14 protein-coding genes are annotated in these 15,529 nt (G+C 55.6%); 10 read left to right on the top strand and 4 right to left on the bottom strand.

Features of this window, described 5'->3' with window-relative positions:
* Position 1 precedes the first annotated feature (1 nt).
* Together hutH and hutI are read right to left on the bottom strand one after the other, a co-directional pair.
* Entirely contained in the window at positions 2–1,543 is a 1,542-nt protein-coding gene (gene hutH, locus AUQ43_RS08500) for a histidine ammonia-lyase (RefSeq protein ID WP_062955831.1), read from the bottom strand.
* 50 nt (positions 1,544–1,593) lie between these two features.
* Positions 1,594–2,796 (bottom strand): imidazolonepropionase, encoded by a 1,203-nt coding sequence (hutI, locus tag AUQ43_RS08495; RefSeq protein ID WP_062955830.1) that lies wholly within the window; start codon positions 2,794–2,796, stop codon positions 1,594–1,596.
* Between the two features lie 82 nt (positions 2,797–2,878).
* Here hutI and AUQ43_RS08490 point away from each other — a divergent pair, with 82 nt between their 5' ends.
* Both AUQ43_RS08490 and AUQ43_RS08485 read left to right on the top strand, forming a co-directional pair.
* Positions 2,879–4,252 carry a formimidoylglutamate deiminase gene (locus AUQ43_RS08490; protein ID WP_062955829.1) on the top strand — a complete coding sequence of 458 codons (1,374 nt, stop codon included), beginning with the start codon at positions 2,879–2,881 and terminating at the stop codon, positions 4,250–4,252.
* Positions 4,249–4,950, top strand: a complete 702-nt coding sequence (locus AUQ43_RS08485) for a GntR family transcriptional regulator (RefSeq protein ID WP_062955828.1) — start codon at positions 4,249–4,251, stop codon at positions 4,948–4,950. Before AUQ43_RS08490 ends, AUQ43_RS08485 begins: the two co-directional genes overlap by 4 nt.
* A gap of 78 nt (positions 4,951–5,028) precedes the next feature.
* Here AUQ43_RS08485 and AUQ43_RS08480 read toward each other — a convergent pair whose 3' ends face one another.
* On the bottom strand, positions 5,029–6,051 hold the full coding sequence (locus AUQ43_RS08480) for a LacI family DNA-binding transcriptional regulator (RefSeq protein ID WP_062955827.1): 1,023 nt from the start codon (positions 6,049–6,051) through the stop codon (positions 5,029–5,031).
* A gap of 188 nt (positions 6,052–6,239) precedes the next feature.
* On the opposite strand from AUQ43_RS08480, the gene AUQ43_RS08475 reads away from it, so the two are divergent.
* The 7 genes from AUQ43_RS08475 (at position 6,240) to AUQ43_RS08445 (ending at position 13,477) form a co-directional block, all read left to right on the top strand.
* Positions 6,240–7,562 (top strand): ABC transporter substrate-binding protein, encoded by a 1,323-nt coding sequence (locus AUQ43_RS08475; RefSeq protein ID WP_062955826.1) that lies wholly within the window; start codon positions 6,240–6,242, stop codon positions 7,560–7,562.
* Between the two features lie 121 nt (positions 7,563–7,683).
* A complete protein-coding gene (locus AUQ43_RS08470) occupies positions 7,684–8,631 on the top strand; it encodes a carbohydrate ABC transporter permease (RefSeq protein WP_062955825.1) in 948 nt (315 codons plus the stop codon).
* Positions 8,628–9,566: a carbohydrate ABC transporter permease gene (locus AUQ43_RS08465; protein ID WP_062955824.1), complete on the top strand. Its 939-nt coding sequence runs from the start codon at positions 8,628–8,630 to the stop codon at positions 9,564–9,566. Before AUQ43_RS08470 ends, AUQ43_RS08465 begins: the two co-directional genes overlap by 4 nt.
* Complete coding sequence (locus tag AUQ43_RS08460) at positions 9,563–9,751, top strand: hypothetical protein (RefSeq protein WP_062955823.1); 189 nt, start codon at positions 9,563–9,565, stop codon at positions 9,749–9,751. Before AUQ43_RS08465 ends, AUQ43_RS08460 begins: the two co-directional genes overlap by 4 nt.
* Positions 9,752–9,754: 3 nt before the next feature.
* A complete protein-coding gene (locus AUQ43_RS08455; protein WP_062955822.1) occupies positions 9,755–10,852 on the top strand; it encodes an ABC transporter ATP-binding protein in 1,098 nt (365 codons plus the stop codon).
* Complete coding sequence (locus AUQ43_RS08450; protein WP_062955821.1) at positions 10,845–11,840, top strand: ABC transporter ATP-binding protein; 996 nt, start codon at positions 10,845–10,847, stop codon at positions 11,838–11,840. Before AUQ43_RS08455 ends, AUQ43_RS08450 begins: the two co-directional genes overlap by 8 nt.
* 11 nt (positions 11,841–11,851) lie before the next feature.
* Positions 11,852–13,477: a dihydroxyacetone kinase subunit DhaK gene (locus AUQ43_RS08445; RefSeq protein WP_062955820.1), complete on the top strand. Its 1,626-nt coding sequence runs from the start codon at positions 11,852–11,854 to the stop codon at positions 13,475–13,477.
* A gap of 166 nt (positions 13,478–13,643) precedes the next feature.
* Here the strand turns inward: AUQ43_RS08445 and AUQ43_RS08440 are convergent, their stop codons facing one another.
* Positions 13,644–14,300, bottom strand: a complete 657-nt coding sequence (locus AUQ43_RS08440) for a dienelactone hydrolase family protein (RefSeq protein WP_062956036.1) — start codon at positions 14,298–14,300, stop codon at positions 13,644–13,646.
* Positions 14,301–14,530: 230 nt separating this feature from the next.
* Between AUQ43_RS08440 and AUQ43_RS08435 the strand changes: the two genes are divergently transcribed.
* On the top strand, positions 14,531–15,373 hold the full coding sequence (locus AUQ43_RS08435) for a fumarylacetoacetate hydrolase family protein (RefSeq protein WP_062955819.1): 843 nt from the start codon (positions 14,531–14,533) through the stop codon (positions 15,371–15,373).
* Positions 15,374–15,529 lie beyond the last annotated feature (156 nt).

The following is a 15,529-nucleotide window of genomic DNA, read 5'->3' as shown; positions in this document are numbered from 1 at the left end:
ATTATGCATCCTCCCCAACGACAAAGCCCGAAAGCTTGGCCGCGGCGACAAGGGTGCCTTGGCTTACAAGCTCTGCGGCCTTGGCCAAATCCGGCGCCATGTAACGGTCTTCCTTGACGGTCGGAATGTCGGCACGAACGGATTTCAGAACATTGAGCAGCCCCGGGCTGGTCTTAAGCGGCGCACGGAATTCAACACCCTGCGCGGCACAGATCAGCTCGACACCAAGAATTTTGGAAAGATTGGCGTTCATCCGGGCCAGGCGGCGTGCGCCGTGGGCCGCCATCGACACGTGGTCTTCCTGATTGGCACTGGTCGGTGTGCTATCGGTCGAACACGGGTTGGCGAGATGCTTGTTTTCACTCATCAGGGCTGCGGTCGTGACTTCGGCAATCATCAGGCCGGAATTCAGGCCGGGCTCCGGGGTCAGGAACGGCGGCAAATCATGTGACAGGGTCGGATCGACCATCAATGCGACACGGCGCTGGGCAATTGCACCGATCTCGGCAACGGCAAGCGCGATCTGATCGGCGGCAAACGCCACCGGCTCGGCATGGAAGTTGCCGCCCGAAACAATGCGGCCGTCTTCTTTCAGAACCAGCGGGTTGTCGGTCACGGCATTGGCTTCGATCTCAAGCGTCTGACCGGCAAAGCGCAGCAAATCCATCGCCGCCCCGGTGACTTGCGGCTGGCAGCGGATGCAATAGGGGTCCTGAACGCGGGTATCGCCTTCGCGGTGGCTTTCGCGGATTTCCGATCCGGTCATCAGATCGCGCATCGCACGCGCGACATTGATCTGGCCTGGATGACCGCGCAGCGTATGGATTTCATCGACCAGCGGGGCGGTCGATCCCATGATGGCATCGGTCGAAAGCGATGCTGTGACAATCGAACTCGCCGCATTGCGCCATGCCGAAAACAGCCCGACCAGCGCGCAGGCTGTGGAAAACTGCGTACCGTTAATCAGCGCCAGGCCCTCTTTCGGACCCAGTACAACCGGGGTCAGGCCGGCCTTGGCAAGTGCCTCGCCACCCGGAAGGGTTTTACCTTCATATGTGGCTTCGCCCGCACCGATCATGACGGCTGCCATGTGCGCCAGCGGGGCCAGATCGCCCGATGCGCCAACCGATCCTTGCGACGGGACGACGGGGGTAACACCCTTGGCCAGCATGCCTTCGATCAGTTCGATCAGATCCCAGCGCACACCCGATGCCCCGCGACCAAGCGACAGCAACTTCAACGCCATCATCAAACGGGTGGTCGCGATATCAAGCGGCTCACCCACGCCGCAGCAATGGCTGAGGATCAGGTTGCGTTGCAGGGTTTCGGTATCTTCCGGGGCAATCTTGACCGAGGCCAGTTTGCCAAAGCCTGTATTCACGCCATATACCGCGTCGCTGCCGTCGGCCGCCTTGCGCACCATTGCGTTTGCGGCTTCAACATCGTCGCGGGCCGATGGGTCGAGTTTGACTGCGACCTGATCACGCCAGATGCGTTCAAGCTCTGCCAGTTTGACCGAGGCGGGGATAAGGGTGACAGTCATAATCTATCCTCAGGGCATATGTTGATGCGGTGGCGCAGTTATCTTTGGGTTCAGGCGGCGGTGCTTTCACCGCCAACAATGCGTTCGAACAGCGGGTTGAACCCGATGCGGTATGCAAGCTCGGCCGGGTGTTTGGCATTCCAGATGGCAAGATCAGCCCGCAGTCCCGGCTTGATCCGACCGGTATCCGACAGACCAAGGGCGCGCGCCGCATGGGCAGTCGCGCCAACAAGCGCTTCTTCGGGCGTCAGGCGGAACAGCGTGCAGGACATGTTCATGGTCAAAAGGATTGATGCCAGCGGCGAAGAGCCGGGATTGCAATCGGTCGCAATTGCCATCGGCACGCCGTGCTTGCGGAATGCGTCAATCGGCGGCAACTGGGTTTCATGCAGGGTATAAAACGCACCGGGCAGAAGTACCGCGACGGAGCCAGCCTTGGCCATGGCGACCGCGTCTTCTTCGGTGGCGTATTCAATATGATCGACCGAAATTGCCCCATATTCGGCGGCCAGTTTGGTGCCGCCGATGTTCGATAGCTGTTCGGCATGGAGTTTGACCGGAATGCCAAGCTCGCGGGCAACATCAAAAACGCGTTTGATTTGATCGGTGTTAAAGGCAATGCCTTCGCAGAAACCGTCAACGGCGTCCACCAGCCCTTCGGCGTGGGCGGCTTTCAGGGCCGGAATGCAGACATCATCAATATAGCCGTCCGGGTTGTCTTTATATTCAACCGGCACCGCATGGGCGCCAAGGAAGGTGGTCTTGATCCGCACATTACGATGATCGGCAATTTTCCGGGCTGCGCGCAGCATATTAAGTTCGGTCTCGCGATCAAGGCCGTAACCCGACTTGACCTCGATCACCGACACGCCCTCTGCCAGCAGCGCATCCACGCGCGGTAGGGCGGATGTCAGAAGATCCTCAATTGATGCTTCGCGGGTCGCCTTCACGGTCGAAACAATGCCGCCGCCAGCACGCGCGACTTCTTCATAGCTTGCACCCTGCAGGCGCATTTCAAACTCAACCGCGCGGTCGCCGCCATGGACAACATGGGTATGGCAATCAATCAGGGCCGGGGTGATCAGGCGACCTTCAAGGTCACGCACTGGACCGTCAAGATATTCGGCCGGGATGGCGTCATCCGCGCCAACCCAATCGATCAGGCCGTCCTTGATGGCAATCGCGCCGCACTCGATCAGGCCATAACTGTCCTGATCCTCAATCGTGACGATTTTTGCGTTTCGAAGCAGCATCGCGAAGCATCACCCCTTGATAAGTTTGTTATTAAAGATAATATGTACGTACATAATATTTCTGTCAAGACGGGTAGAGGCAATGAAGGTTCTTTGGGCAAATCAGGCACTTACGACATCAGGCTGGCAGCACAATGTCCGGATCGAGATTGATGAGAATGGCAGAATTGCTGCGATTCAGGCCGATTCTGCTGCGCCATCCGATGCCACGAGCAAAACCGATATTCTTCTTCCGGCGATCTCAAACCTGCACAGCCACGCGTTTCAGCGCTCCATGGCCGGCCTGACCGAAAGGCGCGGCCCTGATCCGCGCGATACCTTCTGGACCTGGCGGCAATTGATGTTCCGCTTTCTGGATCAGCTGACCCCGGACCATGTCGAGGCGATCGCAGCCTTCGTTCAGATGGAAATGCTGGAAGCCGGGTATGCCAACAATACAGAGTTCCATTACCTGCATCACCGCCCCGGCGGGCATTTGTATGACAATATCGCCGAGATGGCCGAACGTATCGCAGCGGCCACCGAAATCACCGGCATCGGCCTGACGCTTCTGCCGGTGCATTATCAATATGGCGGCTGTGACAAGCGCCCGCTTGGTCCCGGTCAAATCCGGTTTGGCAACGATCCCGACCAGTTTACCAAATTGTATGAGGAATCCGCTCGCGCAATCAAAAACCTTCCCGCGGATACGGTAATGGGTGTCGCGCCGCATTCCCTGCGTGCGGTGGGCCGTGAAGACCTGCTTGCGACAAGTCTTCTTTCCAAGGACGGACCGATCCACATGCATCTGGCCGAACAACTGGCCGAGGTCGATGAAGTTCGTGAAAGCTGGGGCAAGCGCCCGACCGAATGGCTGCTTGAAAATGCCGATGTTAATGCGAACTGGTGTTTGATCCACTGTACACAGATGGAAGAACACGAAACGCTTGCCCTCGCCAAAACCGGTGCTGTGGCGGGGCTGTGCCCGATCACCGAAAGCAGTCTGGGCGATGGTATCTTTGATGGCGTTCGTTATCTCAATGCCGGTGGCGTGATTGGTGTGGGATCGGATTCCAATATCCGTATTTCGCTTTCGGAAGAACTCCGCACATTGGAATACAGCCAGCGCCTGCGCGATAATTCCCGCGCGGCTTTGGCAACCGAACAAAAATCGACCGCACGGCGCATTTATGATGCAGCGGCCAAGGGCGGCGCACAGGCCGCCGGGCGCGATGCAGGCCGGATTGAGGTCGGCGCACTGGCCGATTTGATGGCCCTTGATGGTTCGGCGGTTGACCTGATCGGCCGGACAGGCGATACGATCCTCGATACATATATCTTTGCCGGAGATGATCGCATGGTGCGTGATGTCTGGTCGGCCGGTCGCCATGTTGTGACCGAGGGCCGCCACATCGCCCATGACGCAATCACCAGCCGGTATCGCAAAGTGATGGAACAACTCAAGGAAGCAGTGTGAACAGCACGGAACAGCAAAGCTGGCAATCCGTCCATGACGAGGTTTTGCGCCGCATTCATACGCGTGTTTGGAAGCCCGGCGATCTGATCCCCAAGGAAGTCGAGCTGGCCGAGCAACTTGGCTGTGCGCGGGCCACCGTGAACCGTGCGCTGCGCGAACTGGCATCCGAAGGGTTCCTGGATCGCAGGCGCAAGGCGGGCACGCGCGTGGCGGCCCACCCGGTGCGGCGCGCCAAGCTTGATATTCCGGTCATCCGGCTTGAGATCGAAGGGCGCGGACAGAAATATGCCTACGCCCTGCTGTTTAGCGAACGGCGCACACCGCCCCCGGAAATCTGCGCCAATCTGGGTGTCACGGCCGAAAGCGACATGCTGCATATCACGTCGCTTCATCTGGCCGATGGCAAACCGTTCATGTTTGAGGATCGCTGGGTGTCGATCAAGGCAACCCCGACGATCCTTGATGCCGATCTTGAAAAAATCAGCGCCAATGAATGGCTGGTGTTGCATGCACCCTATACGCGCGGCGATATCTATTTTTCCGCGGTCAATGCCAGCGCGGCAGAGGCGAAGGTGCTGCGCACCGACCCCGGCACATCGCTTTTCCTGATGGAACGTACCACCTGGGAAAATAACACCGGCATCACATCGGCCAGGCTTCTGTTTGCACCGGGCTATCGCAAGCATTCTGCGATCTGATTGCGGTTCTGGTGGGCGAAGTCGGCCATTGACCAGCTTTGCCAAATGTTTTCTTGAAGGCCACACCACATCGGCGCGTTACAGATTTTCGGAAATCAGAATTTCGATGCGAATGCGTTCCTGAGAGGCCAGTGTCTCGCGGTTTTCGCATTTGGCTCTGAGGGTGCGAATGGCGCTTCGTACAATGTGGCCGGGATCTTGATTGATCAGTGCATCAAGCCTGTTGTCACGTAACGCCTGTTCAGTGGATGGGGTGCGCTCGTGCGCAATGGTAATCAGTTTCTTGTCAGGGTTTAGCTTGCGTGCGCATTCAATTGCCAAACGCGCTTCCGAGCCCATGATGTACAATCCGACGATATCGGGGTGGGCGGCGAAGGCGTTTTCCAGAACAAGTTTGGTTCGTTCCGGATAGCCATGTGTTTCAAGGGTTGGCAGCGCATGGAATTGCGGGCAGCCGGGGCTCATGATGCGGTCAAAGCCAAGGCGCCGTTCAAGGCTGTCGCGAGATTGCATGGTTTCGGCAAGGACAAGGATATCACCCGATTGGGTGCCAAGAAACCGCGCCATAAGGCGCCCGGCTGTGGCGCCCGCGGCCACGTTATCAATGCCGACAAACGATTGGCCGTCTTCTTCCTGCTGGTTGGAAACAATAGCAACCGTCTGAATGCCGCGTTCACGCATCCGATAAAGCGCATCGCGAATTTGCGGGGTTTCCGGGGCCATGATTGCGATGCCGTCATATTCATCTGCTGACAGACGCGAAAGCGTTCTTGCTGCGCGATGGGGGTCATGGTCGTCAATGCGAATGACTTTTGTCTGGATCATCTCGGCCCGGCTGGCCTGATCAAATTCAGAGATATGTTTGATGATGACACTCAGGAACTCGTCACCGGAACGCGGCACGACAAATCCAAATCGATAGCCGCGCTGGCGGGCCAGTGTGGCGGCGACCTGATTGCGTTCAAAGCCGATGCGCGTGATTGCGTCGTTAACGGCATCGACGGTTTTCTGGCGCACACCGGATCGTCCATTCAGTACCCGGTCAACCGTCGCAAGGCTGACACCGGCGGCCTTCGCAAGATCTTTTGTGGTCGGTCTCATTGTTTCATAAGGCCCAGATTCAGTCTGTTTTTTTCTATCTTACCCTCAACCATCGGAGACGTCTCTGCAAGAAAATTGAGGTACGTACCGCAAAAAATGCTCATTTTGAGGTGCGTACCTCAAAAACTTGTGGTAGAAGTGTCGCAGTCGCTAAAAAGCTGCGACTTTCCAACGGGAGGAAAAACAAAATGAAATCAACAGTTTTAAAGACCGCGGTTGCGTCCGCAATCGTGGCAGGCGCGCTTCCAACAGCCGCCGCTGCAGAAGATCTAACCCTTTGCTGGGCGGCATGGGATCCGGCAAATGCCCTGGTAGAACTTTCCAAGGACTTCGAGGCCAAAAGCGGCCACAACATGAGCTTTGAGTTTGTGCCGTGGACCTCGTTTGCTGACCGTATGCTCAATGAGCTGAATTCAGGTGGTCAACTTTGTGATCTGATGATCGGCGACAGCCAGTGGATTGGTGGCGGTGCCGAAAACGGTCACTACGTCAAACTGAATGACTTCTTTGATGCGAACAGCATCGATATGGGCGACTTCATTCCGGCTACCGTGACCGGTTATGCCGAATGGCCCAAAAACACACCGAATTACTACGCGCTGCCGGCTTTCGGGGATGTGGTCGGCTGGACGTATCGCAAGGACTGGTTCGAGCGTCCGGAAATCCGTGCCGAGTATAAGGAAAAGTACGGCCGTGAACTGGGCGTGCCGGAAACCCTTGAGGAACTGAAAGATATTGCGCAGTTCTTCCAGGGGCGCGAGATTGATGGAAACACGGTCTATGGTGCGGCGATTTATACAGAGCGTGGCTCTGAAGGCATCACCATGGGTGTCACCAACGCGCTGTACAACTATGGTTTCCAGTATGAAAACCCGGATCAGCCCTATGATATTGAAGGGTTTGTCAATTCCGACGGTGCGGTCGCCGGGCTGGAGTATTACAAGGAACTTTATGATACCGCCACGCCCCCGGGGTCTTCGAACTGGTATATGGGCGAAAATATTGATGCCTATAAATCTGGCCAGGTTGCCCTTCAGATGAACTTCGCCTTCATCTGGCCCGGGGTTGAAGCCGATGCCAATGTTGGTGGTGGAAAATCGGGATACTTCCCGAACCCGGCAGGTCCGGAAGGGCAATACGCCCAGCTTGGTGGCCAGGGAATTTCGGTTGTTGCCTATTCCGAAAAACAGGATGCCGCGCTTGAATACATCAAGTGGTTTGCCCAGCCTGAAATCCAGGCCCGCTGGTGGGAGCTTGGTGGCTATTCTGCGCTGCGTGCCGTGGTCGAAGATCCCGGTTTCGCCAGCAGCCAGCCATATGCACAGACCTTCCTTGATAGCATGGCCATCGTGAAGGACTTCTGGGCGGAACCTGCTTATGCCGATCTGCTTTTGTCGATGCAGGAGCGCGTCCACAACTATGTTGTTGCCGGTGACGGCACGGCAAAGGAAGCGCTTGATGATCTGGTCAAGGACTGGATCGAAGTCTTCGAAGACGAAGGTAAGCTGTAAGTCGTCTTATTGAAGATGACTGGCTCTGGACCGGTCCTGGTGTGATGTGTAATTGCGCCGGGACCATTCCTGACAAAAGCAGAAACCGTGTGGCCTTGCCGCATGGTCAAGGGCATCCATAATGAAGAATATTCCGATCGAAAAGATCGCCAGCGCGACGCCGGACGGTGTGGCGCGGCACATTCGGGGCCTGTCGGACCGAAGCATTGCATGGATTTTTGTTGCACCAACGATCTTCCTGTTGCTGGCGATCAACATTTTCCCACTGATCTGGACGGTCTGGCTGAGCTTTACCAACAGCCGTGTAAACCGCCCCAACCGTGATGTTGATTGGGTGGGGTTGCGCAATTACGAGCGCATCCTGACCGATTCCGATATCTGGAACACGATGCAGGCAACGGCACATTTTCTGATCTGGACCATCGTCTTGCAGGTCCTGATCGGTTTTATGCTGGCATTCCTGATTAACAAGAAGTTCCGGGGTAACGACCTGTGGACGACGATAATTGTCTTTCCAATGATGCTGTCACCAGCGGTGGTCGGCAACTTCTGGACCTTTTTGTATCAGCCGCAAATTGGTCTTTTCAATTATGTCATCGCCTTCTTTAACGGTGCTGATCCGGCAAGCTTTTCGATGATTGGTGATGTGCATCTGGCACCCTGGGCAATCGTGATTGCCGATACCTGGATGTGGACGCCGTTCGTGATGCTGATCTGTCTGGCAGGTCTGCGATCAATTCCCGAAAGTATCTATGAGGCGGCCGAGTGTGATCGGGCGTCGAAATGGCGGCAGTTCTGGACGATCACGGTTCCCATGGTGCTGCCGTTCTTGATGCTGGCCGTACTGTTCCGCGGGATTGAGAACTTCAAGATGTTTGACCTTGTGGTCCAGCTTACGGGCGGTGGTCCCGGAAATACGACGACATTGACGTCAATCGATCTGAAACGCGAAGCCTTTGAAAAATGGCGAACCGGATATTCGTCGGCTTATGCCGTCATTCTGTTTGTCACTGTGTTCGGGCTTGCGTCGATTTATGTCAAAGCTCTCAACAAGGTAAAAGAAAGATGAGTTTTTCTGTTACAGAACCAAATAAGGGGACCAAATGGGTCGCCGGGGTCCTTGTTGTTGGCTATGCGCTGGTAACGATCGCACCCTTGTTATGGATCATTGCGACCGGGTTCAAGTCACCTGCTGATTCCATCGCCTATCCGCCAAAGGTGGTTTTTGAACCATCGATGGAAGGATATGTGAACCTGTTTACCGAACGTACACGGGCGACCGACGATATGCTTGAAGAAGCCGGGGAGCCCGAAACCTGGTACGAAGAAATCGCGCGCAATCAGGGAACCGTGATCAGCGGTCCGTCGCGCTATGGTGAACGTTTCCTCAACTCGGTCATTATCGGTTTTGGCTCAACCGCACTGTGCATGATCCTTGGGACGGCTGCTGCCTATGCGTTCAGCCGTTTTCGGGTGCCGCTCAAGGATGACCTGCTGTTCTTCATTCTTTCAACGCGCATGATGCCGCCAATTGCGGTCGCCATTCCGATTTTTCTGATGTTCAGAAATCTAGGGCTGAATGACACGCATTTGGGAATGATCCTGCTTTATACGGCCGTAAACCTGTCATTGTCGGTTTGGTTGCTGAAGGGATTCATTGATGAAATCCCGATTGAGTATGAAGAAGCCGCCCTCATTGATGGCTATACCCGTTTTCAGGCCTTCTACAAGGTGGTGTTGCCACAGGCGGCTACGGGCATCGCATCCACAGCAATCTTCTGTTTGATCTTTGCGTGGAACGAATATGCGTTTGCTGTGCTGCTGACGTCTGGTACTGCCCAGACAGCGCCACCCTTCATCCCGACAATCATTGGTGTGGGTGGCAAGGACTGGCCGGCGGTTGCCGCCGGGGCAACCATCTTCCTTGTGCCCGTCATGGTCTTCACCATCCTGTTGCGCAAACATCTGTTGCGCGGGATCACGTTTGGAGCCGTACGCAAATGAGCAATTTCATCAATAAACTTCTGATGCTGCGCCGTGGTCCATGGGAAATGGTGGCGTCGGTTCTTATTGCGCTGGGTGTTGTCATGCTGATGCAACCGTTTGCGATCACGCTTTACACCTATTCCTTTATCACCACGCTGATCGGAACAGTCATGTTCATCATCGTCAGCCATTTCCCGGAGTAACCCATGGCACAGATCAGAATTGAAAACGTGCGCAAGGATTTCGGGGCGTTTACGGCGGTTCAGTCGTCAAGCTTCACGATTGAAGACGGCGAGTTCTTCATGCTTCTGGGGCCGTCTGGCTGTGGCAAGACGACCACGCTGCGCATGATGGCCGGGCTTGAATTGCCAACCCGGGGCGAAATCTTTATCGATGGCGAGGAAGTGGGCCAAAAGCCTGCGAGCCAGCGCGATATTGCCTTTGTTTTTCAGATGTTTGCCCTTTATCCGCATATGAATGTGCGCGCCAATATCAGCTATCCTCTGAAAAGTCAGGGGATGAAATCAGGCGATATCAAGAAGAAGGTCGGGGAAGTTGCCGAGATTCTTGGCATCACGAACATCCTTGACCGCCCGGTTGGCGGGTTGTCCGGCGGTGATCGCCAGCGCGTTGCGTTGGGTCGGGCAATTGTCCGTGACCCCAAGGCATTTTTCATGGATGAGCCGCTTGGTGCGCTGGATGCCGAGTTCCGCGAACATATGTCCGAGGAACTGCGCGCGCTGCATGACCGGATGGGGGCAACCACGGTTTACGTCACCCATGATCAGCTCGAAGCAATGCAGATGGGCGACAAGATCGTGGTTATGAACCATGGCGTTGTCGAACAGTTTGGCGTTCCCCAGGACATCTATGACTGGCCTGCGACCCGCTTTGTTGCCGAATTTATCGGATCGCCACCAATGAACTTTCTTGAGTTCGACGGGATGATTGGCACTGGCGGAACAGAGGTACGGTTAAACGATGTCCCCATGGAGGTGCCGCAAAGCCGCGAAGGAGCAAATGGCAAACTGACATTTGGCATACGTCCCGAACATGTCGATTTTGATGATGATGCGCCCTATCGCGGGCGGGTGATTGCGACCGAGTATCTTGGCACCACCCAGATCGTCACTTTCGATACGCCAAATGGTTTGCTCAAGGCGCGTGTCCCCAGCCATGAAGTGGTAACGAACGGGCAGTTGATTGGTCTGCGGTTTGATCCAAGAACCATCACATTGTTCGATGCCCAACATGGCAAGGCATTGCGTTCACAGGCGAATGAAGGAGTGCTCGGACATGGCTGAGGTAAGCTTGACCGGCGTAACCAAGCGTTTTGGGGCGGATGTGGCGCTTGATGATGTGACTATGACCATTCCGCATGGTTCTTTTGTTGTGCTGCTGGGGCCGACCGGGGCTGGAAAAACCACAACGCTTCGCATGGTTTCGGGGCTTGATAAGCCGGATGCCGGGCAAATCATGATTGGTGGCCGCGACATGACCGGGCTGACCCCGGCGCAACGCGACGTCGCCATGGTGTTTCAGCAATATTCGCTTTATCCGCATATGACGGTGCGCGAAAATCTGGAATTCCCGCTGAAATCACCAATTCTGAAAACGCCCAGGGATGAAATCAAACGCAAAGTCGGTGAAATCGCCGAAATCTTGCAGATCAGTCACAAGCTGGACAACAAGGCGACCGAGTTGTCAGGCGGCGAGATGCAGCGTGTGTCAATCGGGCGGGCGCTGGTGCGTAAACCAACAGTTTATCTGATGGATGAACCGCTAAGTTCCCTTGATGCCAAGCTGCGTGCAGATCTTCGGGTTGAACTGAAATCCATTCAGGCGGACTCGGGTGCGACCCTTTTGTACGTTACCCACGATCAAATCGAAGCCATGACCATGGCAACCCATGTCGGGGTGCTTGATCAGGGGCGGTTGGTTCAGTTCGGGGCACCGCGCGAGATCTATGAAGATCCGGTCAGTATCTATGCGGCAAGCCGCCTTGGCCTGCCACGGATCAATGTTCTGCCTGCCGATGTTTTTGCAGGCGCCCCCAGCGGCGCAACCCAAATCGGATTGCGTCCGGAACAAATCATTCAGGGCGAGGGCGAAGAAAGCTTTGTCCAGCGGGTTGAGCATCTTGGGGATCAGACGCGCCTGCATCTGACGTTCAAGTCCCATGACCTGATCACGGTCACCGATGCCCACACCGAACTGAAAACCGGAGACATCGTCAAGATTAGTCCACGGAACCCATTCTACTTCGGCGCTGATGGCGCCCGGATGGCCTGAAGGAGATCACAATGGCCCAATTCATAAACAATAAAGACGCGACTGTAACCGAAGCCATTGACGGTGTGATAAAGGCATCCGGCGGTAAGTTGGCCCGGATTGACGGTTATCCGCATATTCGCGTGGTTGTGCGCAACGACTGGGACAAGTCAAAGGTTGCCATCGTGTCTGGTGGTGGTTCCGGCCATGAACCGGCACATGCCGGATTTGTCGGGGCGGGCATGCTTACGGCAGCTGTTTGCGGGGATGTGTTTGCATCTCCGTCGGTTGACGCGGTGCTTGCCGGTATCTTGTCTGTCACCGGCCCGTCAGGGTGTTTGCTGATTGTCAAAAACTATACGGGCGACCGGCTGAATTTTGGTTTGGCAGCAGAACGCGCGCGTGCTTTTGGTCTTAAGGTCAACATTGTCATTGTTGATGATGATATTGCCTTGCCGGACTTGCCGCAGCCCCGCGGTGTGGCGGGGACGCTTTTTGTTCACAAGATAGCAGGTGCGATGGCCGAAAGCGGGGCGTCGCTTGAAGATGTCACTGCGGCTGCCGAGCGGGTGATTGCCGGGACCAAATCCATCGGCATGTCACTTGATACCTGTACCGTTCCGGGTTCCCCCAAGGAAAACCGCATTGGTGATGGTAAGGCAGAGCTTGGCCTTGGTATTCACGGTGAAGCGGGTGTTCAGCAGATTGATTACCATAATGCCGAACAGGCCATGGCTGCGGTCACGGCCAAACTTGCTGCGGTGATGGAAAACAAGCCGCATGTGGTGTTGCTCAACAACCTTGGCGGGACGTCTGTGCTTGAGATGGCGATTCTGGCAAACGACCTGATCAATTCGTCGATTGCCAAGAATCTGAAATTCATCGTAGGGCCAGCCGCCATGATGACGTCGCTTGATATGCGGGGCTTTTCTGTTTCCGTGTATCCGGTTAGTGCCGAAGACCATGCCTGGTTGTCGGCACCCTGCGCCCCGTCGGCGTGGCCTGGATGCAACCCGATAAAGCCGGTCAGTGTTGTTGAGCTTCCCGATGGACTGACGCCGATACAGCCGATCCCCTCTGAACACCGGCAGACAGCGGCGTTCCTGACCCAATGCTGTCACATTCTGATTGATGCCGAGAATGACCTGAATGCGCTTGATGCCAAGTCAGGTGACGGGGATACAGGCTCAACGCTTGCCACTGCCGCAAGGGCCTTGATGGGGGCGCTTGATCGACTGCCGCTTGCCGATCACACCCAGCTTTTGCGCGCCATCGGGCAGGAGCTTAGCCAGACAATGGGCGGATCATCCGGTGTGTTGCTGGCAATCTTCTTTACCGCTGCCGGTGATGCGGCCTCAAGCGGGCGCTCGATGGTCGCATCGCTCAAGGACGGTCTGGAGCGGATGCAGCAAATCGGGGGGGCTGAGCTTGGTGATCGCACCATGGTTGATGCCCTGAAACCCGCACTGAATGCTCTTGAAGAAAAAGACCTTTCGGCTGCGGCAGATGCTGCGCGCAAGGGGGCTGTTCATACCTCGACCATTGTGAAGGCAAAAGCCGGGCGCGCATCCTATATCAATGCCGAACAGCTTGAAGGTCATATTGACCCCGGGGCCGAGGCCGTAGCCCGTTTGTTCGAACAGCTCAGCGCCCAGTAAAACAACAAGCTTGCATCAAAACACCCCCGTCATTCGTTATGTGACGGGGGTGTTTTGCAACCACTAAATCCAGGTGACGCGGTTTTGTTGGTGCTGTCTTCGGGCCAAGGGCACGGGCCACGGGATCCGCAGATATCCTCTACGCGAAATGCGGGCGGCAAGCAGACTACTTCAAATGCGTTGCCAGAAATTCTTGCGTGCGGGCATGGGCCACTTCAGCAGCGGCGGGGACATAGGCTGTGCGCGCTTCGTTGGCGAAGGCATGACCGGCTTCATACATGTGGATTTCCATGTCGGGCATGGCGGCCTTTGCCTCTTCGATCATCTCGATCGGCACGTGACTGTCGGCAAGGCCAAAATGTCCAAGGAACGGCTTGGCCAACGGGCGGTCCAGATACAGGTTCAGCCGTGTCCCGTAAAATGCCACAGCTGCCGCGATATCAAGGCTTTGGGCACAGCGCAAAGCCAAACCACCGCCCCAGCAAAAACCGATCACCGCAACTTTGCCGCCATTGGCCTTGAGGGCGTTGATGGTGGCATCAATGTCACAAAGATTGTCTGACAGGTCAGACGCCATCATCAAGGCGCGGGCCCGCTCGAAATCGTTGAAGTCGACAGCCGCCTTGGGTTCAATCCGGTCAAACAGGGCAGGGACGGCAACCTCATAGCCAAGTTCAGCATACTTTCTTGCAACACCCTTGAGTTGATCGGTGACGCCAAAGATTTCTTGCAGGATCACGATACCGCCGCGGCGCGCGCCAACAGGGTCTTCAAACCAGCAATCCAGTGTATGGCCATCAGCCGCAGTTATGGTTTTCATCATGGTCGTCGTTTCCGTTTCATGCCGAACTGATTTTGGCTGCGATGATATCGAATTGCCGGACCAGAACAATGCTGTTGAATTAATTGGATAATGTTTTGTCCAAGAGGCTTGCCTTGGGGGAACATGATATGACATCAATATTGTATGAGGAATAACCCATCTTTTTGCAGCGTTTGGCGAAGAACAAGACGCGCAAATCATCCCAATGACGAACTCAGGAGAGAGAATTCATGAAGCTTTTGCGCTATGGCCCATTGGGGGCAGAAAAACCGGGGCTTTGTGATGTTGGTGGTGTCATTCGGGATCTGTCGGGTGTGGTTGATGATTTTGATCCGACCACGATTTCTGATGAAACCTTTGCGCGTATTGCAGCACTTGATCCTGAAAGTCTGCCTGTTGTGTCGGGCAACCCGCGCATTGGGGCCTGTGTCGGCCAGCCGGGCAAGTTCATTTGTATCGGGTTGAATTATTCGGACCATGCGGCTGAGGCTGGTATGGACGTTCCGCCCGAACCAATCATTTTCTTTAAGGCGACGTCGGCCGTGTGCGGCCCGAATGATGCCATCGAAATCCCGCGCGGTTCGACAAAAACCGACTGGGAGGTCGAGCTTGGCATTGTGATTGGCAAGCATGCCAAATATGTCGATGAAGCCGACGCGCTTGATTATGTCGCAGGCTATTGTTTGATCAATGATGTCTCGGAGCGCACTTTCCAGCTTGAGCATTCCGGTCAGTGGGTGAAAGGCAAAAGTGCTGATACCTTTGGCCCGACGGGTCCGTGGCTTGTGACCCGCGACGAGATCGAGGATCCGCAAAACCTTGCCATGTGGCTTGATGTCAATGGTGTGCGCTATCAGGACGGCAGTACGAAAACCATGGTGTATGGCGTGGCCCATGTGGTCAGCTATCTGTCGTGCTTCATGAGCTTGCAGCCGGGTGACATCATCTCGACCGGTACGCCGCCTGGTGTTGGCATGGGACAGAACCCGCAAGTTTACCTCAAGCCGGGTGATGTCGTGGAACTTGGAATCGAGGGCTTGGGTGCGCAACGCCAGGACGTCGTCCAAGGGTAACGACAGGCGGGTATATTCGATAAATTCCTTGTTGCACAAAAGTTTCACACGATTGTGATGGGCGTCCGGCAACTGCCGTGAACGGCGATGCCCAAAGGCTTTAAGCCGCCAAAAGCTTGGATTTGTGCGATGCAGAACTCCGTGGCGACAAAAAAT

Source organism: Thalassospira sp. MCCC 1A01148, assembly GCF_001613795.1.
Taxonomy (GTDB): Bacteria; Pseudomonadota; Alphaproteobacteria; order Rhodospirillales; family Thalassospiraceae; genus Thalassospira.
The sequence above is the reverse complement of the archived record's forward strand: the minus strand, read 5'-3'. Positions and strand labels throughout refer to the sequence as shown.

Coding starts and splice junctions, on each gene's coding strand:
- hutH (WP_062955831.1), bottom strand. CDS start 1,543: ATGACTGTCACCCTTATCCCCGCCTCGGTCAAACTGGCAGAGCTTGAA.
- hutI (WP_062955830.1), bottom strand. CDS start 2,796: ATGCTGCTTCGAAACGCAAAAATCGTCACGATTGAGGATCAGGACAGT.
- AUQ43_RS08490 (WP_062955829.1), top strand. CDS start 2,879: ATGAAGGTTCTTTGGGCAAATCAGGCACTTACGACATCAGGCTGGCAG.
- AUQ43_RS08480 (WP_062955827.1), bottom strand. CDS start 6,051: ATGAGACCGACCACAAAAGATCTTGCGAAGGCCGCCGGTGTCAGCCTT.
- AUQ43_RS08475 (WP_062955826.1), top strand. CDS start 6,240: ATGAAATCAACAGTTTTAAAGACCGCGGTTGCGTCCGCAATCGTGGCA.
- AUQ43_RS08470 (WP_062955825.1), top strand. CDS start 7,684: ATGAAGAATATTCCGATCGAAAAGATCGCCAGCGCGACGCCGGACGGT.
- AUQ43_RS08465 (WP_062955824.1), top strand. CDS start 8,628: ATGAGTTTTTCTGTTACAGAACCAAATAAGGGGACCAAATGGGTCGCC.
- AUQ43_RS08460 (WP_062955823.1), top strand. CDS start 9,563: ATGAGCAATTTCATCAATAAACTTCTGATGCTGCGCCGTGGTCCATGG.
- AUQ43_RS08455 (WP_062955822.1), top strand. CDS start 9,755: ATGGCACAGATCAGAATTGAAAACGTGCGCAAGGATTTCGGGGCGTTT.
- AUQ43_RS08450 (WP_062955821.1), top strand. CDS start 10,845: ATGGCTGAGGTAAGCTTGACCGGCGTAACCAAGCGTTTTGGGGCGGAT.
- AUQ43_RS08445 (WP_062955820.1), top strand. CDS start 11,852: ATGGCCCAATTCATAAACAATAAAGACGCGACTGTAACCGAAGCCATT.
- AUQ43_RS08440 (WP_062956036.1), bottom strand. CDS start 14,300: ATGATGAAAACCATAACTGCGGCTGATGGCCATACACTGGATTGCTGG.
- AUQ43_RS08435 (WP_062955819.1), top strand. CDS start 14,531: ATGAAGCTTTTGCGCTATGGCCCATTGGGGGCAGAAAAACCGGGGCTT.